The 20102-nt window shown below is 58.8% G+C and carries 21 protein-coding genes; 7 read left to right on the forward strand and 14 right to left on the reverse strand.

The genetic code is table 11. The features are described 5' to 3' along the window. Window positions 1-3: 3 nt before the first annotated feature. The 6 genes from ruvA to FUU19_RS14035 all read right to left on the reverse strand — a co-directional run bounded on the left by ruvA (window position 4) and on the right by FUU19_RS14035 (window position 4609). Entirely contained in the window at window positions 4-618 is a 615-nt protein-coding gene (ruvA, locus tag FUU19_RS14010) for a Holliday junction branch migration protein RuvA (protein WP_025303126.1), read from the reverse strand. Between the two features lie 112 nt (window positions 619-730). Then, window positions 731-1252 carry a crossover junction endodeoxyribonuclease RuvC gene (gene ruvC / locus FUU19_RS14015; protein ID WP_141968366.1) on the reverse strand — a complete coding sequence of 174 codons (522 nt, stop codon included), beginning with the start codon at window positions 1250-1252 and terminating at the stop codon, window positions 731-733. A gap of 57 nt (window positions 1253-1309) precedes the next feature. Continuing rightward, the gene (locus FUU19_RS14020) at window positions 1310-2053 is read right to left on the reverse strand and encodes a YebC/PmpR family DNA-binding transcriptional regulator (RefSeq protein WP_033647638.1); all 744 of its coding nucleotides are present in this window, start codon (window positions 2051-2053) and stop codon (window positions 1310-1312) included. Between the two features lie 20 nt (window positions 2054-2073). After that, the gene (gene nudB / locus FUU19_RS14025; protein ID WP_019452808.1) at window positions 2074-2520 is read right to left on the reverse strand and encodes a dihydroneopterin triphosphate diphosphatase; all 447 of its coding nucleotides are present in this window, start codon (window positions 2518-2520) and stop codon (window positions 2074-2076) included. Next, window positions 2520-4304 carry an aspartate--tRNA ligase gene (gene aspS / locus FUU19_RS14030; RefSeq protein ID WP_197834362.1) on the reverse strand — a complete coding sequence of 595 codons (1785 nt, stop codon included), beginning with the start codon at window positions 4302-4304 and terminating at the stop codon, window positions 2520-2522. The genes nudB and aspS overlap by 1 nt, the downstream gene beginning before the upstream one ends. A 74-nt stretch (window positions 4305-4378) precedes the next feature. Next, window positions 4379-4609, reverse strand: coding sequence for an FmdB family zinc ribbon protein (locus FUU19_RS14035; protein WP_320204121.1), 231 nt, complete (start codon window positions 4607-4609; stop codon window positions 4379-4381). A 215-nt stretch (window positions 4610-4824) separates the two neighbouring features. Here FUU19_RS14035 and FUU19_RS14040 point away from each other — a divergent pair, with 215 nt between their 5' ends. From FUU19_RS14040 to cmoB, 5 genes are all read left to right on the forward strand, one after another. Then, window positions 4825-5403, forward strand: a complete 579-nt coding sequence (locus FUU19_RS14040) for a hydrolase (protein ID WP_230490892.1) — start codon at window positions 4825-4827, stop codon at window positions 5401-5403. A gap of 53 nt (window positions 5404-5456) precedes the next feature. Continuing rightward, the gene (locus tag FUU19_RS14045; RefSeq protein WP_230490945.1) at window positions 5457-6272 is read left to right on the forward strand and encodes a DUF72 domain-containing protein; all 816 of its coding nucleotides are present in this window, start codon (window positions 5457-5459) and stop codon (window positions 6270-6272) included. Window positions 6273-6374: 102 nt separating this feature from the next. Further along, on the forward strand, window positions 6375-6770 hold the full coding sequence (locus FUU19_RS14050; protein ID WP_004932387.1) for an MAPEG family protein: 396 nt from the start codon (window positions 6375-6377) through the stop codon (window positions 6768-6770). A gap of 102 nt (window positions 6771-6872) precedes the next feature. Beyond that, window positions 6873-7616: a carboxy-S-adenosyl-L-methionine synthase CmoA gene (cmoA, locus tag FUU19_RS14055; RefSeq protein ID WP_197834360.1), complete on the forward strand. Its 744-nt coding sequence runs from the start codon at window positions 6873-6875 to the stop codon at window positions 7614-7616. Then, the gene (gene cmoB, locus FUU19_RS14060; protein ID WP_164267984.1) at window positions 7613-8584 is read left to right on the forward strand and encodes a tRNA 5-methoxyuridine(34)/uridine 5-oxyacetic acid(34) synthase CmoB; all 972 of its coding nucleotides are present in this window, start codon (window positions 7613-7615) and stop codon (window positions 8582-8584) included. The genes cmoA and cmoB overlap by 4 nt, the downstream gene beginning before the upstream one ends. A 36-nt stretch (window positions 8585-8620) precedes the next feature. Here the strand turns inward: cmoB and FUU19_RS14065 are convergent, their stop codons facing one another. The 3 genes from FUU19_RS14065 to cutC form a co-directional block, all read right to left on the reverse strand. Continuing rightward, window positions 8621-10270: an FKBP-type peptidyl-prolyl cis-trans isomerase N-terminal domain-containing protein gene (locus FUU19_RS14065; protein WP_230490891.1), complete on the reverse strand. Its 1650-nt coding sequence runs from the start codon at window positions 10268-10270 to the stop codon at window positions 8621-8623. After that, window positions 10267-10671: a hypothetical protein gene (locus FUU19_RS14070; RefSeq protein WP_141968358.1), complete on the reverse strand. Its 405-nt coding sequence runs from the start codon at window positions 10669-10671 to the stop codon at window positions 10267-10269. Before FUU19_RS14070 ends, FUU19_RS14065 begins: the two co-directional genes overlap by 4 nt. A gap of 431 nt (window positions 10672-11102) precedes the next feature. Continuing rightward, window positions 11103-11861: a copper homeostasis protein CutC gene (gene cutC / locus FUU19_RS14075; RefSeq protein WP_038877351.1), complete on the reverse strand. Its 759-nt coding sequence runs from the start codon at window positions 11859-11861 to the stop codon at window positions 11103-11105. Between the two features lie 101 nt (window positions 11862-11962). Between cutC and FUU19_RS14080 the strand changes: the two genes are divergently transcribed. Beyond that, a complete protein-coding gene (locus FUU19_RS14080; protein WP_230490890.1) occupies window positions 11963-13114 on the forward strand; it encodes a MalY/PatB family protein in 1152 nt (383 codons plus the stop codon). Here FUU19_RS14080 and FUU19_RS14085 read toward each other — a convergent pair. Then, window positions 13111-13677 (reverse strand): VOC family protein, encoded by a 567-nt coding sequence (locus tag FUU19_RS14085; protein ID WP_230490889.1) that lies wholly within the window; start codon window positions 13675-13677, stop codon window positions 13111-13113. The two genes, FUU19_RS14080 and FUU19_RS14085, sit on opposite strands and share 4 nt — an antisense overlap. Before the next feature lie 826 nt (window positions 13678-14503). On the opposite strand from FUU19_RS14085, the gene argS reads away from it, so the two are divergent. Further along, window positions 14504-16234, forward strand: coding sequence for an arginine--tRNA ligase (gene argS, locus FUU19_RS14090; RefSeq protein ID WP_141968352.1), 1731 nt, complete (start codon window positions 14504-14506; stop codon window positions 16232-16234). A 62-nt stretch (window positions 16235-16296) separates the two neighbouring features. On the opposite strand, the gene murJ is transcribed toward argS, so the two are convergent. From murJ to rimJ, 4 genes are all read right to left on the reverse strand, one after another. Then, window positions 16297-17832 (reverse strand): murein biosynthesis integral membrane protein MurJ, encoded by a 1536-nt coding sequence (murJ, locus tag FUU19_RS14095; RefSeq protein WP_141968350.1) that lies wholly within the window; start codon window positions 17830-17832, stop codon window positions 16297-16299. Between the two features lie 106 nt (window positions 17833-17938). Continuing rightward, on the reverse strand, window positions 17939-18859 hold the full coding sequence (locus tag FUU19_RS14100) for a Gfo/Idh/MocA family protein (RefSeq protein ID WP_230490888.1): 921 nt from the start codon (window positions 18857-18859) through the stop codon (window positions 17939-17941). Next, a complete protein-coding gene (locus FUU19_RS14105) occupies window positions 18852-19496 on the reverse strand; it encodes a YceH family protein (RefSeq protein ID WP_141968346.1) in 645 nt (214 codons plus the stop codon). Before FUU19_RS14105 ends, FUU19_RS14100 begins: the two co-directional genes overlap by 8 nt. 9 nt (window positions 19497-19505) lie before the next feature. Further along, window positions 19506-20090 carry a ribosomal protein S5-alanine N-acetyltransferase gene (gene rimJ, locus FUU19_RS14110; protein WP_025159814.1) on the reverse strand — a complete coding sequence of 195 codons (585 nt, stop codon included), beginning with the start codon at window positions 20088-20090 and terminating at the stop codon, window positions 19506-19508. Between the last annotated feature and the right edge of the window lie 12 nt (window positions 20091-20102).

Raw genomic sequence — 20102 nt, forward strand, 5'->3', positions numbered from 1 at the left:
GCCTTACAAAGCAGCGCGCAACGCGTCGCGGATCAGCGTCTCGCAGTCGGCGCCCGGTTTGGCAATTTTGCTGACCATGCGACTCGCTTCCTGTGGCTTGTAGCCCAGCGCCACCAGCGCCGAAACGGCTTCGGCTTCCGCGTCCGCTTCCGGCGCGTTGTCGGCGGCGGACGGCAGGCTGATCTCGCTGCTGCTGTTGAACAGGTCGCCGTTAAGCCCTTTGAAGCGGTCTTTCATCTCTACCACCAGGCGCTCGGCGGTTTTTTTGCCCACGCCCGGCAGCTTGACCAGTGCGGTGATCTCTTCACGCTCCACCGCGCTGACGAACTGCTGCGCGGACATGCCTGACAGGATCGCCAGCGCCAGCTTCGGCCCGACGCCGTTGACCTTGATCAGCTCGCGGAACAGCGCGCGCTCCTGCTTGTCGTTGAAACCGTACAGCAGCTGCGCGTCTTCACGCACCACGAAGTGGGTAAACACGATGGCCTCTTGCCCCAGTTCCGGTAGCTCGTAAAAGCAGGTCATCGGCATGTGTACCTCATAGCCCACGCCGTTCGCCTCCAGTAACACCAGCGGCGGCTGCTTTTCCAGAATATTTCCTCTGAGACGACCTATCATTTACCCTCCTGCAGAATAACCGGGCATGGCGCCCTGCCATGCCGTTGCTGGTAAAGCTTATAACATAAAAAAGGCTGGATGAATATCCAGCCTGAGCAATCATCGCTTTGCGTCAGCGCAAACGCCCGCGCGCCAGGTTCAACCGCCCTTCGCTCATCCGCAGCACGTTCTGGCTGAGGTGGCAGTGGGTGATGGCGATAGCCAGAGCATCGGCGGCGTCCGCCTGCGGGTTGGCCGAGAGTTTGAGCAGCGAGCGCACCATGTGCTGTACCTGCGCCTTTTCGGCCGCGCCGGTACCGACCACGGTCTGTTTGACCTGCCGCGCCGCATACTCGAACACGTCCAGATTCTGATTCACCGCCGCCACGATCGCGACGCCGCGCGCCTGGCCGAGCTTGAGCGCCGAATCCGGGTTCTTGGCCATAAACACCTGTTCGATGGCGAAGAAGTCGGGCTGAAACTGGGTGATGATCTCACTGACGCCGGCGTAAATCAGCTTCAGCCGCGTCGGCATGTCGTCAACCACCGTGCGGATGCAGCCGCTGGCGATATAGCTCAACTGACGCCCCTGCTGGCGGATAAGGCCATAGCCGGTGACGCGTGAACCGGGATCGATACCGAGTATGATCGCCATATCTACATCCACCTTGCATGCACGGCGCCGCCGAACGGCGGCGCCCGTTTTACCGGATTACAGCGTCGCCGCCACTTCGTCGGAGATTTCACCGTTATGGTAAACTTCCTGCACGTCGTCGCAGTCTTCCAGCATATCGATCAGACGCAACAGCTTAGGCGCGGTTTCCGCGTCCATGTCGGCCTTGGTCGATGGGATCATCGACACTTCCGCCGCTTCGGCTTCGAAGCCCGCCGCGGTCAGCGCGTCTTTCACCGCGCCCAGGCTTTCCCAGGCGGTGAACACATCGATGGCGCCATCGTCATAGGTCACGATGTCTTCTGCACCGGCTTCCAGCGCCGCTTCCATTACGGTGTCTTCATCCAGGCCCGGTGCGTAGGTGATCACGCCCTTCTTGGTGAACAAATAAGCCACGGAACCGTCGGTGCCGAGGTTGCCGCCACACTTGGTGAAAGCGTGACGCACTTCCGCCACGGTGCGGTTGCGGTTGTCGCTCAGGCATTCGATCATGACGGCGGTGCCGCCAGGGCCGTAACCTTCATAGATGATGGTTTCCATATTGGTATCATCATCACCGCCCACGCCGCGCGCGATCGCACGGTTCATGGTGTCGCGCGTCATGTTGTTCGACAACGCCTTGTCCATCGCCGCGCGCAGACGCGGGTTGGAATCCGGATCGCCGCCGCCCAGCTTGGCGGCGGTGACCAGCTCACGAATAATCTTGGTGAAAATTTTACCGCGCTTGGCGTCCTGCGCCGCTTTACGGTGCTTTGTGTTGGCCCACTTACTATGACCTGCCATAAAAAAATCTCCGAAAAAAACTACTGGACTGAATTGATCACGAACTCTTCAATCGCCTGCTGATTGCTCCATGACTTGGTCAACTTCACGGCCTCGGCCGCCTCAAGCCATTGGTAAGCGTGATGCTCGGTAATCACCGGATCGCGCTCCTCGGGCAACGCCAGACAGAACCAGTGCTCTTTATTGCGCGTGGTTCCCGGCGCATAGCGATGTCGCAAATGGACAAAGAGTTCAAACTCCACGCAGCGCTGGCAATCGAACAACGGCAGGTGCTCTGCTTCGATATCGATGCCGACTTCTTCCATGACTTCACGCTGCGCGGCATGCGGCGGCGACTCATCCTGTTCCAGGCTGCCGGTAACCGACTGCCAGAACTCGGTATCGTCGCGCCGCTGTAACATCAGCACCCGACCACTGGATTTCGCGTAAATCACTACCAGGATAGATTCAGGGCGCTTGTAACTCATCACTCGCTCTCTTGTTCCGCACCGGCTTTCTTTACCACGCTGATCGCCAGCTCCTGCAGCGACGCCGGGTTGGCGAAGCTCGGTGCGTCGGTCATCAGACAGGCCGCCGCGGTGGTTTTCGGGAAGGCGATCACGTCGCGGATGTTGTCGGTGCCGGTCAGCAGCATCACCAGACGATCCAGGCCGAAGGCCAGGCCGGCGTGCGGCGGCGTGCCGTACTTCAGCGCGTCCAGCAGGAAGCCGAACTTCTCGCGCTGTTCGTGTTCGTTAATGCCCAGAATGCTGAATACCGTCTGCTGCATTTCGCTGCGGTGAATACGCACCGAACCGCCGCCCACTTCGTAACCGTTGATCACCATGTCATAGGCGTTGGCGATGGCGTTGACCGGCGCTGCCGCCAGCTCTTCCGGGCTCATGTCGCGCGGCGAGGTGAACGGATGGTGCATGGCCGCCAGGCCGCCCTCGTCGTCCTCTTCGAACATCGGGAAGTCGACCACCCACAGCGGCGCCCAGCTGTCGAGTTGGGTCAGCCCCAGATCGCGACCCAGCTTCAGGCGCAGCGCGCCCATCGCATCGGTGACAATCTTGAAACTGTCTGCGCCGAAGAACAGGATATCGCCGGTCTGCGCATCGGTGCGCGCCAGAATGGCTTCCAGCACGTCTGCACTGAGGAATTTGGCGATCGGGCTCTGCACGCCTTCCATGCCCGCGGCGCGGTCGTTGACCTTCAGCCAGGCCAGGCCTTTGGCGCCGTAGATGTTGACGAAAGCGCCGTACTCGTCGATCTGCTTGCGGGTCAGCTGTGCGCCGCCCGGTACGCGGATCGCCGCCACGCGGCCTTTGGCGTCGTTAGCCGGGCCGGAGAACACTTTAAACTCGACGTCTTTGACCAGATCGGCCACGTCCACCAGCTCCAGCGGGTTACGCAGGTCCGGCTTGTCGGAGCCAAAGCGACGCATCGCTTCGGCGAAGGTCATGACCGGGAAATCGCCCAGATCCACGCCCTTCACGTCCAGCCACAGCTCGCGCGCCAGTTTCTCCATCACTTCACGCACCTGATCGGCGGTCATGAAGGAGGTTTCGACGTCGATCTGGGTGAATTCAGGCTGACGGTCCGCACGCAGGTCTTCGTCACGGAAGCATTTGACGATCTGATAGTAACGATCGAAGCCGGACATCATCAGCAGCTGTTTGAACAGCTGTGGGGACTGCGGCAGCGCGTAGAATTTGCCCTTGTGCACGCGGCTCGGCACCAGGTAATCGCGGGCGCCTTCCGGCGTCGCCTTGGTCAGCATCGGCGTTTCGATGTCGAGGAAGCCGTGGCTGTCCATGAAGCGGCGCACGAAGCTGGTGATTTTGGCGCGGGTCTTCAGACGCTCGGCCATTTCCGGGCGGCGCAGATCCAGGTAGCGGTATTTCAGGCGCGCTTCTTCGCTGTTGACCTGGTTGGAGTCCAGCGGCAGCGGCTCGGAGCGGTTGATGATTTCCAGCGCGTGGGCGAACACTTCCACTTCGCCGGTGGCCATATCTTTATTGATCTGGCTGTCCGGACGCGCACGCACGGTACCGACGATCTGGATGCAGAACTCATTGCGCAGGTCGTAAGCCTTGTCGAACGCCACTTTCTGGTCCGGATCGAAGAACACCTGCACGATGCCTTCGCGGTCGCGCATATCAATAAAGATCAGGCCGCCGAGATCGCGACGACGATTGACCCAACCACACAGAGTGACTTCCTGGCCCACGTGGGACAGATTCAACTGTCCGCAATATTCAGTACGCATACGCTATCCTTTTACACAGCCGATGCCGCGCCGGGCTACTGCGCCCCTGTCGCGCGGCTGTTATCTGATAAATTCTACTTGTTACCCGGTTTAAAATCCGTCGCATACCAGCCGGTACCCTTAAGCTGGAAACCGGAGGACGAGATCAACTTGGTCAACGCGGGCTGCCCACACGCCGGGCAGTCTGCCAGCGGCGCATCGGAAAATTTTTGCAATTTCTCTAACCGATGGTTGCAAGCACCACATGCATATTCATAAATCGGCATAGGTCGTTGGATTAAAGAGTGTTGAAAAAAGGGGGTCATTATAAAGGAAATTCATCCGCCCGATAAGTGCGAACACAGCATTGTTACCGCACTAAATGGCGCGTTTTTGTTCGAATCAACACATCGGTTAACAAATTTCCCATTAACCTGCGACAGTTTTTTCACGTAGCCTGATTCTCCCCCGGTTTTGCGCCGTGCGCTGCTCGCCTGGCGCGCCGAACAGTTTTTATTCACTTCGCAACGAGATGAAATCCATGCTGAAACTTGACGCTCAAACCACCGCTCTGGTGCTGATCGATTTGCAAAACGGCATTCTGCCCTACGCCGGTGGCCCGCACAGCGCCGACCAAGTGGTCGCGAACGCCGCTCTGCTGGCCGCGCGTTTTCGTCTGCTGGGCGCGCCGGTGCTGCTGGTGCGCGTCGGCTGGTCCGACACTTTCGCCGAGGCGCTGAAACAGCCGGTGGACAAGCCGGCTCCCGCGCCCGCCGGCGGCTTGCCGGCCAATTGGTGGGAATTCCCCGCGCCGCTGGCGGTCAATGACAGCGATATTCTGGTCACCAAGCGCCAATGGGGCGCCTTCTACGGCACCGATCTGGATTTGCAGCTGCGTCGGCGCGGCATCAAGTCTGTGGTGCTGGGCGGCATCTCCACCAATATCGGCGTGGAATCTACCGCCCGCGCCGCCTGGGAACACGGCTATGAGCTGGTGATCGCCGAGGACGTCTGCAGCGCACAGAACGCGGAAATGCACCGTTTCGCGTTCGAACACATCTTCCCGCGTTTGGCGCGAGTGCGCGACACCGGCGAAATTCTTGCCGCGCTCGACCGGTAACGTTAAGTTGTAGCCTGATAAGCCAAGGATAAGTAAAGGAAGACGACGCCGTGATCTACATCGGACTGCCCCAGTGGCAACATTCAGCCTGGAATCGTATCGGGCTGCGTGACTTGGCGGATTACAGCCGCTACTTCAACTGCGTGGAAGGCAACACCACCTTCTACGCGCTGCCGAAGCTGGAAATCGTGCAACGCTGGCGCGACATGACCGGCGACGATTTTCGCTTCTGCTTCAAATTCCCGTCGGACATCAGTCACAAAGCCGCCCTGCGCAACTGCGCCGCCGAGCTGCTGGCGTTTTACCACTGCCTGACCCCGGTGCATCAACGCCTCGGCCAACTGTGGCTGCAGCTGCCCGCCGCCTTCGGCCCAGACGAGCTGCCGCGCATGTGGCAGTTTTTCGAAAGCCTGCCGAAGGAATTCACCTACGGCGTAGAGGTGCGTCATCCGGCGTTTTTCGCCAAGGGCGAGGAAGAGCGTGCGCTGAATCAGGGGTTACACCAGCGCGGCATCAATCGGGTGATCCTCGACAGCCGCCCGGTGCATCACGCCGCCCCCAACACCGCCGCCGTACGCGATGCTCAGCAGAAAAAACCGAAGCTGCCGGTACACGCTCTGGTCACCGCCGACCGACCGCTGGTTCGCTTTATCGGCGGCGACCAGCTGGCCGATAACCTGCGCTGGTTCGAAGCCTGGCAGCAAAAGCTGCCGCTGTGGCAGCAACAGCACCAGCCTTATCTGTTTATTCATACGCCGGACAACGGCGATTCGCCCCAGCAGGCGCAAAAAATTTGGCAGCAGCTGCGCCTGACAACCCCCGATTTGCCTGCGCCGCCGGACTGGCCGGAACAGGATGCACTGTTTTGACCTATTAATCTGACCAATAACATCAAATATTTCCCCGCGACAGTGAATACAATGACGGCTATGATGCTGGCTGCCAGTTTTGGTTAGGGAACGGAGTTAAAAATGGTAAGCGCGCTTTATGTGGTGCTCGGCGCATTGTTGTTGATCAAACTCTCTTATGACGTAGTCAGATTAAGGATGCAGTACCGCGTAGCCTACGGCGACGGCGGTTTTTACGAGTTGCAGACCGCCATCCGCGTGCATGGCAACGCCGTTGAATACATTCCTATCGCTGCCGTATTGCTGGTGATTATGGAAATGAACGGCGCGGAAATCTGGATGATTCACCTCTGCGGCCTGATGCTGATGGCCGGGCGGCTGGTGCATTACTACGGTTTGCGTAACCGCGAGGTTCGCTGGCGCCGTTCAGGCATGGCCGCAACCTATATCTCTTTGTTGTTGATGGTTCTGGCAAATATCTTCTATCTGCCCTGGGATCTGATTTTCAGCCTGCATTGATCCCGTTTTATCATCAGGCGGCCGCGCCGCCTGCTTCCGCTCCGCTTTTTTGCGCTTTTCTGTTAGACTACGCAGCTTCGAATTCTGAACTGATTTGCCGCTATGCCAAACCGCGATACCCTTTTCTCCGCCCCCATCGCCAAATTGGGCGACTGGACCTTCGACGAACGCGTTGCCGAAGTGTTCCCCGACATGATCCAACGCTCCGTTCCCGGCTATTCCAACATCATCTCGATGATCGGCATGCTGGCCGAACGCTTTGTGCAACCCGACAGCCGGGTATATGACCTGGGCTGCTCGCTGGGCGCGGCGACGCTGTCGATGCGGCGGAATATCAAGGTGCCCGGCTGCCATATTGTCGCCGTCGACAATTCGCCGGCAATGGTGGAGCGTTGCCGCCGCCATATCGACGCCTTCCGCGCCGATACGCCGGTCGACGTCATCGAAGCTGACATTCGCGACATCGACATCGAGAACGCCTCGATGGTGGTGCTGAACTTTACGCTGCAGTTCCTCGAGCCGGCGGATCGCCTGCGGCTGCTGGAGAAAATTTATCGCGGTCTGCGCCCGGGCGGCGCACTGGTGCTGTCGGAGAAATTCAGCTTCGAAGACGCCGAAGTCGGCGAGCTGCTGTTCAACATGCACCACGATTTTAAACGCGCCAACGGGTACAGCGAGCTGGAGATCAGCCAAAAACGCAGCATGTTGGAAAACGTGATGCTGACCGATTCGGTGGAAGCGCACAAAGCGCGTCTGCATCAAGCCGGGTTCGAGCATGCCGAAGTGTGGTTCCAATGCTTCAACTTCGGTTCGCTGATCGCCCTGAAAGCGGGGGATGCGCAATGATCGAGTTCGGTGATTTCTATCAGCGCATCGCCAAAAGCCCCCTCAGCCATTGGCTGGACACCCTGCCTGCGCAGCTCAGCGCCTGGCAACGCGAATCGCTGCACGGCAAATTCAAACAGTGGTTCAACTCGGTAGAACATTTGCCGACGCTGACCCCAACCCGCCTCGACCTGCTGCACGGCGTGCGCGCCGAAATGGAGCCCGGCCTGTCGCCGGGCCAGCTCGAGGGCATCGAGAAAATGCTGCGCACCCTGATGCCATGGCGTAAAGGGCCATTCTCGCTGTATGGCATCGATATCGATACCGAATGGCATTCCGACTGGAAGTGGGATCGCGTACTGCCGCACATTTCCCCGCTCGCCGGCCGCACTATTCTCGACGTCGGCTGCGGCAGCGGTTATCACCTGTGGCGCATGATCGGCGCCGGTGCCCACTTCGCCGTAGGCATCGATCCGATGCAGCTGTTCCTGTGCCAGTTCGAAGCGGTGCGCAAACTGTTGGGCGGGGATCAGCGCGCCCACCTGCTGCCGCTCGGCATCGAGCAGTTGCCGGATCTGGCGGCGTTCGACACCGTGTTCTCGATGGGGGTGCTGTATCACCGCCGCTCGCCGCTCGATCATCTGTATCAGCTGAAAAATCAGCTGGTGGCTGAAGGGGAACTGGTGCTGGAAACGCTGGTGGTGGAAGGCGATCGCCACCAGGTGCTGGTGCCGGGCGACCGTTATGCGCAGATGCGCAACGTGTATTTCATTCCTTCCGCCGAAGCGCTGAAATGCTGGCTGGAGAAATGCGGCTTCGTCGATGTGAAGATCGCCGATATGTGCGTCACCAGCCTCGTAGAGCAGCGCCGCACCGACTGGATGACCAGCGAATCGCTGGCCGAATTCCTCGATCCGAACGATCGCAGTAAAACGATCGAAGGCTATCCGGCGCCCCTGCGCGCCGTGCTGACCGCCAAAAAGCCCTAGCGCTCGCTAATCGGGCCGGCCTGTGCCGGCCCGCATTCACCCGTTACTGACATCGACAATTCGCAGCACATAGACCATCGTCGCGTTCGGCGGGATCTGCGGCGCATAGCCCGTTTCTCCGTACGCCAACGCCGGCGGCACCACCATCGTCAGCGAACCGTGATTTTTCAGATGGCCGATCGCCTCGCGGAACAGCGGTGGATAGGCGGAGAGCGGCTGAGACATCACCTTCCCGCTGCGATCCATATCCTGAATCACGCTACCGTCGGTTAAGCTCTCTTTCACCACGATGTCCACCCGCGCGTTTTCCTTAATGGCTTCATCACCCGCATAATCGATGCGATACCAGAAACCGGCAGGCGACTTCTGCGTGCCCTTCTTCTTTTTAAACTCGGCGACGAACGCCTCACCCTTGCTGGTCTGCGTCTTCGCCGCCTGATTTCTGGCGTCGTTCACCGCTTTTTCCGACTCCGCCAGCGCGTTGGTCAACTGTGCATCGCTCAACTGGTAACGGCCGTTGAAGGTATCGATCACGCCCGCCAGCAGCACGGTTTTATCGGGATTGATGCCCCAATTTTTACGCTCCGCCAGCATCGTTTGAATGTCGCGCCCCAAGGCGACACCGGCAGCATAGCTCTGTTGCTCCGGCTTTTTCTTGAGCGACTGCGTATCCGGCAGCCATTTGGCCCGCGATCTCAGCCCGCTCAGCTCGTCTTGCAAAGCTTGCTGCGCCTGATGGGCGGCCGCCAGCTCCGTTGCCGTTTTTTCCGCCTGCTGCGTCGCTTTATCTCGCTGCTGCGCAGCCTGCGCACTTTCCGTCGTTGCCGTTACCAGGCGTTGTTCCAGCGTCTTAGCCTGTTCGGTTTGGGTCTTGTTTTTTTCCTGCAGCTGCGCCAGCGCCGTCTTCAGGCTTTTCTCTTGCTGCCCACCCTGCTGCCGTTGGCCCTCCTGCTCTTTTTGCAGTTTCGCCAGCTGCTGCTGCAGTTCGCCCGTCAGCCTGGCAGCCTCGGCCTTCTGCTGTTCCAGCTCAGCGGCGGCCGCTTTCTTATCCTGTTCATAACGCTGGCGTGCTTTATCGTTGGCGGTCTGCGCCGCGGCCAATTTCTCCTGCCAGGCGTTATCCGCCTGACCAGGCAGCGCTGCCAGCCGTTGTTCCAGCAAGGCGATACGCCGATCGCTCTCCTCGGTTTGTTGCTTTTGCCGCGCTAATGCCGCCTGCGCTTCGGCGATCTGCGCCTGAGCCTTCCGCTCCTGCGGCGTCAGGTTCAGCGCCTGTCGCACGCCGCTGGCAAAATCGCTCAACGCGCTCAGATCGGGCGCAGATGCCGGCTTATCGGCAGCGGTCAGGGATGACGCAACGCGCAACGCGGTCAGCTCCTGTTGCAGTGATTGAATGGCGGTTTGCTGTTGCTCCAATCGAGCTTCCTTCTCGCGCAGCGTCTTTTGCAACTGCGCCAGCTGCTTTTTCTGCGCCGTCGTCTCACGCGTTTGAACCGGCCGGGACGCCGGTTTTTGGGTTTCCCGGGATGGGGCAACCACGGTATCAGCTGCCGGTGCGTCCTGCCGTTGGTAACGCTCGGCAAACTGCAATAATGCCGGCACGTCGTCATCCGCTGCGGCCACCGCCGGCGCAAACGCCAACGGTATCATCAGGCTCAGTAACGCCTTTCTCGCACGAGGGGTCATTGGGCGCGCTCTCCACGCTCAGCCAGGCCGGTCATCATGGCAGAACTGATGTCTGCGCACAGACGGCTGGTGCGATAACGATACAGCGCGTCGACGGTTTCCTGCGTGTCCGTGTTGACCCGCTGGCGTACCCCGGCATACTGCGCGGCGCCGCCCATCAAGGTATCGAATTCGCGTTTGAATTTTTGGTATTTTTCGTTATCCATGCCGCGCATGGCATCCAGTTCGCGCTGGCACTGCTGCATGCGTTCGGCTTCACGCTGCCGTTTGTCTTGCTCGGCAATTTCTTCCGCGCTGGGCGGCTTACTTAATGCAGAAACAGGCCGCTTGGCGGTCTGGCAGCCGGTCAGGGCCAATGTCAGCAAAAGCGCAGCGGTCAAACAGTGTGCCGTTCGGGTCATTATCGTTATCTCCTTGTTAAGTCCGCCGCCAACGCGCTCTGCGGCTGCGCCAACGGCTCTCCTCAATTGATGCTGTGATGTTCCGGCCATAAGGCAGCCGATGAAAAGGTAAAAAATATGGACGCGTTGATGAGCGGCAGATTACAAATTCATTCACCACACCAATACATACAAAAAAAATCATTTAATATTATGATATTTAAAGGATTTTAACTCACAAACTTATCAGCAGGGCATGACGAGCGCAAGAAGAGATGGGAGGCAGTTCGATCGAGAAACCGTCTTGAAACGGGCTGCTTGTCTTTACAAGGCATAAAAAAAGCCCCGGCAAAACGCCGGGGCCTGGTACTTGCGTGATCGCCGAGGGCTCAGTGATACGCAAAGGGTCTTACGGCCCGGAAACCGGTTGTCAAACGCGGTTAGCTGCGTGTTTATGCGCTTTGCGCCAGGGGATCAACCAAGGCCAGCGCGTTTTTCATCGCCTCCACCATTTCGCCATCCACGCAATAATGGCTAAATTCGTCAAACTCGTTATCGGAGCACATGGTGACGCCCGCCTTGCGGTAACGCATGGTCGACGGCACCAGATGACCGGAAGAGCTGTGCAGTTCATGCAGGCCGATATCGACAAACTTGTGCAAATTGCTGAGACGCACGCCGGCACCCGCCATGATCACCGGGCCGTGACTGGCCTGGCGCAAATCACGCAGCAACGGCAGGCCCAGTTCAGCGCTCTGCTGTTGGCCGGAGGTCAGAATGCGCGCCACGCCCAGTTCGGTCAGTTGTTCCAACGCCACCATCGGGTTCTGGCACATGTCGAACGCACGATGAAACGTCACCGCCATGCCCTCGCACAGCTTCATCACTTCGCGCATGCGCGGCAGATCGATGTGCCCTTCTTCGTCCAGCATGCCGACCACGACACCGGGGAATCCCATCTCGCGGATCTGGCGGAGATCCTGTTTGATCACCTCGAAATCCACCGCACCGTAGCAGAAATCGCCACCGCGAGGACGAACGATCGGATGCACCGGGATCGCAACCCGCTCGCGCGCCAGACGCAGCGTGCCATAGCTCGGCGTCAATCCGCCCTCGCTCTGGCTGGCGCACAACTCGATGCGATCGGCACCTGCTCGTTCGGCCGTCAGCGCGCAGTCGACGCTAAAGCAACAAACTTCCAGTTTTATCATTGTCACCCCCAGATAACGGCCAACATACGGCGGCAATTGTTCATTTCTTCATTTCTCACGTAGGCTCATGCTTAGGCATAAACCGGCTCAGGGTTGTAACTATGGCATTCAATTTTGATCAATGGGTAGACCGCAGTCACAGTGACAGCGTTAAGTGGGATAAATATCGCGACCGCGACATTATTCCGCTTTGGGTCGCCGACAGCGATTTCACCTCACCGCCGGCGGTGATCGAAGCCTTGCAGCGTCGCGTGGCGCACGGCGTATTCGGCTACACCTACCCATCCCCTGATCTTATTGAGGTTTTTACTCGCCGCATGGTAGAGCGCTACGGCTGGCACATCAAGCCTGAATGGATCATTTTCCTGCCTGGGTTGGTGTGCGGCCTGAACCTGTGCGTGCGTGCCTGCACTGAAGAACATCAGAGCACGCTGGCTCCCTCCCCCATTTATCCGCCGTTTCGCAAAGCGGCTAAATTCGCCGGGCGTAAACACCTCTCGGTGCCGCTAACGGCGGCAGGCCAACGTTGGGTGCTGGATTTCTCCGCGTTGCATGATCGGCTTAGCGGCAACGAGAAGCTCCTGTTGCTGTGCAACCCGCAGAATCCCGGAGGCACCGTTTACCGCCGGGACGAACTGTTGCAGCACCATCAGTTCGCGCGCGAGCACGATTTAATCGTCTGTTCCGATGAAATCCACTGCGAGCTGCTGCTTGAACCCGGCGTGCGGCATATCCCTTTCGCCACCCTGAATGACGATGCGGCCCAACGCAGCGTGACGCTGATGTCGCCGTCAAAGACGTTTAATCTCGCCGGACTGGGCGCTTCAATGGCGATCGTCCCCAACGAAGTGCTGCGACAACGGCTGAAACGCGCGCGCAGCGGCATTGTGCCGGAGGTCAATCTGCTGGCGCTGGTGGCGGCGCAGGCGGCTTATCAATACGGGCAGCCCTGGCTGGACGAACAGCTGATTTATCTACGCGCCAATCGCGATCGGCTGACCGAGCGCATCAACGCCATACCGGGGTTGACGGTTTTGCCAATCGAAGCCACCTACCTGGCGTGGATCGATTGCAGCGCTTTACCGGTGGACAACCCGCATCAGTTCTTCGAAGAACGCGCGGGCGTAGGATTAAGCGCCGGTTTGGATTTTGGCGACCGGCGCTTTGTGCGGCTTAACTTTGGTTGCCGGTGGGCCCTGCTCGATGAAGCGCTCGCTCGCATGGCGCGGGCCTGCGCGGCGCTGCATGCCTAGCCTTGCTCGCTGGCGACGATGTCCCGAATGGAATAGGGATGAAACTTGATCGTCACCGTTCCATCGGTGATAGCCAGGATTGGATTCGGCAAGCGCTCGCCCTCGCCTTTTGGCGAGCTTTGTTTCAGCTTGATCCCCGGGGCCAGCAGCGCTTCATCGGCGAGAAGGCTCAACGCCCGAGCGTGCAGCGTCTGCGGATCGCCACTGAGCACTAACTCGACGTGTTCCCAACCTTCATGCGGATAGCGTTTCTCCCCAGGATACGGCAGTTCGGCGCAGTCTATCTGCCACGGCCCCACGGCCAGCGGCCGCGACAAATCGAACAGACAGATAGGTCGCCCGTTGATCATCGACTCGGACAGCAGTGTTCCGCACTGCATCAAGCCCTGACGCCAGCGGTCGGCAGTGGCATTCTGGTGACAACGCAGGGAGATGTGATCGGCCGTAAACGCGGCCAGGTCAAGCCGCAATCTGGCAGCAAATTGTTGTAACGCCTGCTCGAAGCGTGGCAGGTCGAGCATCAGGTCGTCCAGCTCGGCAATGGCCTGCAAGGGGGATGTCATAGAAACCTCAAAACAACGGAACGCAAGTGAGACGCCGTAATTTACACGGTGGCGACAGCGCTCGCCAGCATTGCGAGGTTTTTCAGCGGCAGTTCAGAATGATTTTCGGTTGCGTGCGGGGAGAACAAAAAACCAATTTTTTATTAAGATGACAGCTCATTAAATCAACAGAAAAATAAAAATTAAGATTTTTCGCATCCATTATACCCTTTCATCATGACGTTATGATTTAAGTTATTCTTCACAAAAAAATTCGTGGTTCGCGGGCTAAACCGATTGAATTGTTTCGCTTCATCACACTTTACCTGCTTATCAAGCTCACAAAAAAACAACAATCAACCTATTGTAAACAAAGACAATAAAATTCAATTATTAATAAAATAATAAGGATTATCTTAATTTACTCCCGAGCAATTGATTCATCAAGGCAACTCAGCTACTTTGGAGAAAATTTAAATTCGAGATGATTATTATGTTATTGCTGACGATGTCCTTGGTATTGATAATTATCGCCGTGTACGCCATCTACCGTCACTTTAAATCCCGCAGCACCAACACGCTGGATGCCAGACGCCACAACAAAAAACGTTAGTCTCCTAATCCTCGCCGCCACACGCTCTCGTTCATTCATCCTGCCTTTCACCTTCCGGCAATCAACGCGCCGTACCCGACAATGTTTCATCGCTGCGGCCGCGCCAACTGCTGACGGGCTCCGTCAGATCGGTTACAATTGCAGGCTGTTTTGTGGGAGGTGCCCGTCGCACCTGCCACCGTTGAATCCCACAGGGGTTGGCTTCAGCCCCTCGTTCGTCATTAAGGTAACCCGGTGAATATTCAGGTTCTTCTTTCAGATAAAGTCAGCCAGGCGCTGATCGCCGCTGGCGCGCCAGCCGATTGCGAAGCGCAGGTCCGCCCATCCGCCAAGGCGCAGTTTGGTGATTATCAGGCCAATGGCGTGATGTCAGTCGCCAAAAAGCTGGGCATGCCGCCCCGTCAGCTGGCGGAAAAAGTGGTGCAACTGCTGGATCTCGGCGACGTCGCCGGTAAAGTGGAAATCGCCGGCCCCGGCTTTATCAACATTTTCCTGAACAGCGACTGGGTCGCGCGCCAGGCCGATCAGGTGCTGAACGCACCGAAACTGGGCATTGCGCCGGTTGAGCCGCAAACCATCGTTATCGACTACTCCGCGCCGAACGTGGCGAAAGAGATGCACGTCGGCCACCTGCGCTCCACGATTATCGGCGACGCCGCGGCGCGTACCCAGGAGTTTCTGGGCCATAAAGTAATCCGCGCCAACCACGTCGGCGACTGGGGTACCCAGTTCGGCATGCTGATTGCCTACCTGGAAAAAATGCAGAACGAAAACGCCAGCGATATGGGCCTGTCCGATCTCGAGCAGTTTTACCGCGAAGCCAAGAAACATTACGACGAAGACGCCGAGTTCGCCGAGCGCGCACGCGCGTATGTCGTGAAGCTGCAGGGCGGCGATCAATACTGTCTGAAAATGTGGCGTAAGCTGGTCGATATCACCATGGCGCAAAACCAGCTGACCTATAACCGCCTGAACGTCACGCTGACCGAAGACGACGTGATGGGCGAAAGCCTGTATAACGCGATGCTGCCGGGCATCGTCGCCGATCTGAAAGCCAAAGGGCTGGCGGTGGAAAGCGAAGGCGCCACCGTGGTGTTCCTCGACGAATACAAGAACAAAGACGGCGATCCGATGGGCGTCATCATCCAGAAAAAGGATGGCGGCTACCTCTACACCACCACCGACATCGCCTGCGCCAAGTATCGCTACGAAACCCTGGGCGCCAATCGCGTCCTGTATTACATCGACTCCCGTCAGCATCAGCACCTGATGCAGGCCTGGACCATCGTGCGCAAGGCCGGTTACGTGCCGGAGTCCGTCTCGCTGGAACACCACATGTTCGGCATGATGTTGGGCAAAGACGGTAAACCGTTCAAAACCCGCTCGGGCGGCACCGTGAAGCTCTCCGATCTGCTGGATGAAGCCATTGAACGCGCCGAACAGCTGATCGCCGGCAAAAACCCGGATATGCCGGAAGACGAAATGAAAACCGTGGCCCGCGTGGTCGGCATCGGCGCAGTGAAATACGCCGACCTGTCGAAAAGCCGCACCACCGACTATGTCTTCGACTGGGATAACATGCTGGCCTTCGAGGGCAATACCGCGCCTTATATGCAATACGCCTATACCCGTGTGGCATCGGTATTCAAACGCGCCGGAATCGACGAAACCAGCCTGACGCTGCCGCTGACGCTGACCGAAGAACGTGAGATTGCGCTGGCCACCCGCCTGCTGCAGTTCGAAGAGGTGCTCACCACCGTCGCGCGTGAAGGTACACCTCACGTCATGTGCAGCTACCTGTACGATCTGGCCGGCTTGTTCTCCGGTTTCTACGAGCACTGCCAGATCCTGAACGCCGACAGCGAAGAAGCGCGTCAGAGCCGTCTGAAGCTGGCGCTGCTGACCTCGAAAACGCTGAAAACCGGTCTGGATACGCTCGGCATCGAAACCGTCGAACGCATGTAAACCGCGCCGTACAGAAAGCAAAAAGGTCGCCCAGGCGACCTTTTTTTATGCTTGCCTGTGGCTCAGGCAACCCGGCGCGCGAAATCACGCGGGCGGAAGCCCAACCCGGCCAGCACGCCGAAGTAGGCCACCACACCAGCCACCACCACCGCAGCCAAGCGCAGCAAACGCTCCAGCATGTTGCCCTGATCCCAGGCCGGCATCAGCCACATCAAGCCAATCAGCACCGCCGACATCACCAGCACGGCAATCACCAGCTTGGTGAGGAACAGCGCCCAACCCGGCTGTGGCTGGAAGATCTTCTGCTTGCGCAGCTGCCAATACAGCAGCGCGGCGTTCAGACAGGCCGCCAAACCGATCGACAGCGCCAGGCCGGCATGCTTCAGCGGGCCAATAAACGCCAGGTTCATCACCTGCGTCATGATCAGCGTAATGATGGCGATCTTGACCGGCGTTTTGATGTCCTGCCGCGAATAGAACCCCGGCGCCAGCACTTTAACCACGATCAGCCCCATCAGCCCTACCGAGTACGCCACCAGCGCGCGTTGCGTCATCGCCGCATCAAAGGCGCTGAACTTGCCGTACTGGAACAGCGAAACGGTCAACGGCTTGGCCAAAATGCCGAGCGCGATAGCGCTCGGCAACGCCAGCAGGAAGCACAGGCGCAGCCCCCAATCCATCAGGCGTGAGTACTCGTCGTGGTTGCCGCTCGAAAAACTTTTGGCCAGCGACGGCAGCAGGATGGTGCCCAAGGCCACGCCCAATACGCCGGAAGGAAACTCCATCAGGCGGTCGGCGTAGTACATCCAGGACACCGAGCCGGACACCAGGAACGAAGCGAAAATGGTGTTGATGATCAGCGAGATTTGGCTGACCGACACCCCGAGGATCGCCGGCCCCATCTGGCGCATCACGCGCCAGACCCCGGCATCGCCCAGCTTGAGCCGCGGCAATACCAGCATGCCGATCTTGCGCAGGTGCGGCAGCTGATAACCCAGCTGCAGCACGCCGCCCACCACCACTGCCCAAGCCAACGCCAGCACCGGCGGGTGGAAATACGGGGCGGCGAATAGCGCGAAGCCGATCATGCTGACGTTAAGCAACGTAGGCGCAAAGGCCGGGATCGAGAAGCGGTTCCAGGTATTGAGAATAGCCCCCACCAGCGAAGCCAGCGAGATCAACAAAATGTAGGGGAACGTGATGCGCAGCAGCGCCGACGTCAGAGCAAACTTGTCGGGCGTATCGGTAAAGCCCGGCGCAGTAATGTAAATCACCCAGGGCGCGGCCAGCATCCCCAGCACCGTCACCACCGCCAGCACCAGCGTCAACAGCCCGGAGACATAGGCGATAAAGGTGCGCGTCGCCTCTTCACCCTGCTGGCTCTTGTATTCGGCCAGGATCGGCACGAAGGCCTGCGAAAACGCGCCTTCGGCAAAGATACGGCGTAACAGATTAGGGAGTTTGAACGCCACGAAGAAGGCGTCCGTTGCCATGCCGGCCCCGAACACGCGCGCGACGATCGCATCGCGGGCAAAGCCCAACACCCGCGAAAACATCGTCATCGAGCTGACGGCAGCCAAGGATTTGAGTAGGTTCATGTGGTTGTCTGATAGGTACCGTAAATATCAACGCCTGCAACAGCAGGCGTCAGTGAAACAATCGGCTCAGTTTACGCATCCGGAAAAGAATAGCTACCGCCATATGTTACATAGAGTTATCCCGCAGCAAACGCTCGACCACCCGCTGGGCGACCAGCGCCTGTTCGCCACCGGTTTCCGGCACGCTCTGGTTGGCGACAGCGCTGAGGAAATGCCGCACCGCCCCGTCGAAACCGCGTTGCACCAGCGTGCTTTGCCAGCCCGGTACCGGCTGTTCCAACTCGCCCTGCGCGTCTTCGCGCCGCCAGTGACGCATGTCGGTTAACTGATACAGCGCGCCATCGGTCACCGCCTGCACGCTTTCACGCTGGCTGCCGCCCCGGCGATGCATGCTGGTCGTTACCTGCGTGTCGCCGCAGGCGAAGTGGTGCTCAGCGTACAGCATTTCACCGGCGGCGTTGGCGTGCAAACGGCCGCTCAGCAGTTGCTCACGCCCGCCAGCCAGCCACAGCGCGGTGTCCACCACGTGAAGGTAGTCATCCAACAGGGTAAAACGCAGATCGTGCGGACCGACGCTGTCCGCCCGATGTTTATCCATGCGAATAGAGGCCGGCTGGTTCATTTGCTGCTTGAGCTGCCGGTAAAGCGGCGCGAAACGGCGGTTGAACCCCACCATCAGCGTCTTGCCTCGCCGCTCGGCCAACTCGAGCAACTGCTCGCCCTGCTCCAGCGTTTCCGCCAGCGGCTTATCGACGTAAACGTGAACGCCGCGGTTCAGCAGCTCGCCTATCACCGAAAAATGGCTGGCGGTGCTGCTGTGAACAAACACCGCGTCGCACTGTTCGGCCAGGCTGTCCAGCCGGGAAAAACAGGCCATGCGGTAGCTGTCGCACAGCGGCTGCGCTTTTTGCTGGTTGGGCGAAAAACCGCCCACCAGCGTCCAATCCGCCGCCTGGCCGAGGATTGGCAGGTAAGCCTTCTGCGCAATACTGCCCAATCCCACCACGCCCACACGCAATTTAGTCATTCGCTTCCCTCGCCAACAGATGTTGCACCAGCCGTTTCAATTCCGACACTTCGTTTTCCAATGCGCTGACCCTGGCGCTCAGGTCGCCGTCGTCTTCAGACTCAAGCGCCGCCGGGGCCTCATCAATTTGGCCGCTGAACAGGTGCATGAACCGACTTTCGCGTTTGCCCGGCTCACGCGCCAGGCGCACCACGAACGGGCCATCTTCCCGCGTGGCCAGCTGCTGCAGCACCTGTTCAACCTCGCTGACATCGTTGAACTCGTGCATCCGGTTGGTGCGGGTGCGCAGTTCGCCCGGCGTTTGCGCGCCGCGCAGCAATAAGGTGGCGATCACCGCCAGTTCGGCGGGCGAAAGTTTCAGTTGGCCAAACTCGGAGTTGCAAAACCGCTGTTCGTACTTGACTACCCGGTTGCCGAACCCGCTGAGGGTGCGCAGGAAATGTTTGCGCAGCAACAGATCCAGCAGTTGCTGCACCTCGCTTTCGCTCAGATCCATCACCGGCTCGCGGTTGGTTTTTTGGTTGCACGCCAGGGTAATGGCGTTAAGCGAAAGCGGGTATTGATCCGGGGTCGTGACCTGTTTTTCCAACAGGCAGCCGATGACCCGCGCCTCTCTGGCGTTCAATTCATATTTCATCGTTTGGCCTCAACGTGGGGGTAGCCACTCTTTATTGGTGTATGCCGTCAAAACGTGGTCTTGCCACTTGCCGTCGATCAGCAGGTAATCCTTGGCGTAACCTTCGCGTTCAAATCCCAGACGCGTCAGCAGTGCGCCGCTGCGCTGGTTGTGAGGCATATAGTTGGCCATGATGCGGTGCATGCGCTGTTGGCGCAGCATATAACGGATAGCGGACTGCAAGGCTTCGAACATCAGCCCTTGTCCCTGCCATTTCTCCCCCAGTGAATAACCGAGGAAACAGGCGTGAAACGAACCGCGCAGCACGTTGCTGAAGTTGGCCACGCCGCGCACTTCCTGTTCTTCCGGATCGAGCAGGATAAAATAGTAGGCGCTGCCCTGCTTTTGCATTTCGGTGATCATGCCCAGGCGCGCCTGCCAGCCGGAAGGATAACAGTGGCTTTCGTCGCGCACCGGCTCCCAGGGTTTGAGAAAGGTCCGGTTCTCGGCATAATAATCCGCCAGGCGATAGGCATCCCGTTCATGCACTAAACGGACCACCATCCGGTCGGTTGTAAGACGTACTTTTGGCGATGCAGAGCGATAGCCGAACATCATTTCCCCCGC

Origin of the sequence: Serratia montpellierensis, from assembly GCF_020858655.1 — a bacterium.
Classification (GTDB): domain Bacteria; phylum Pseudomonadota; class Gammaproteobacteria; order Enterobacterales; family Enterobacteriaceae; genus Serratia; species Serratia montpellierensis.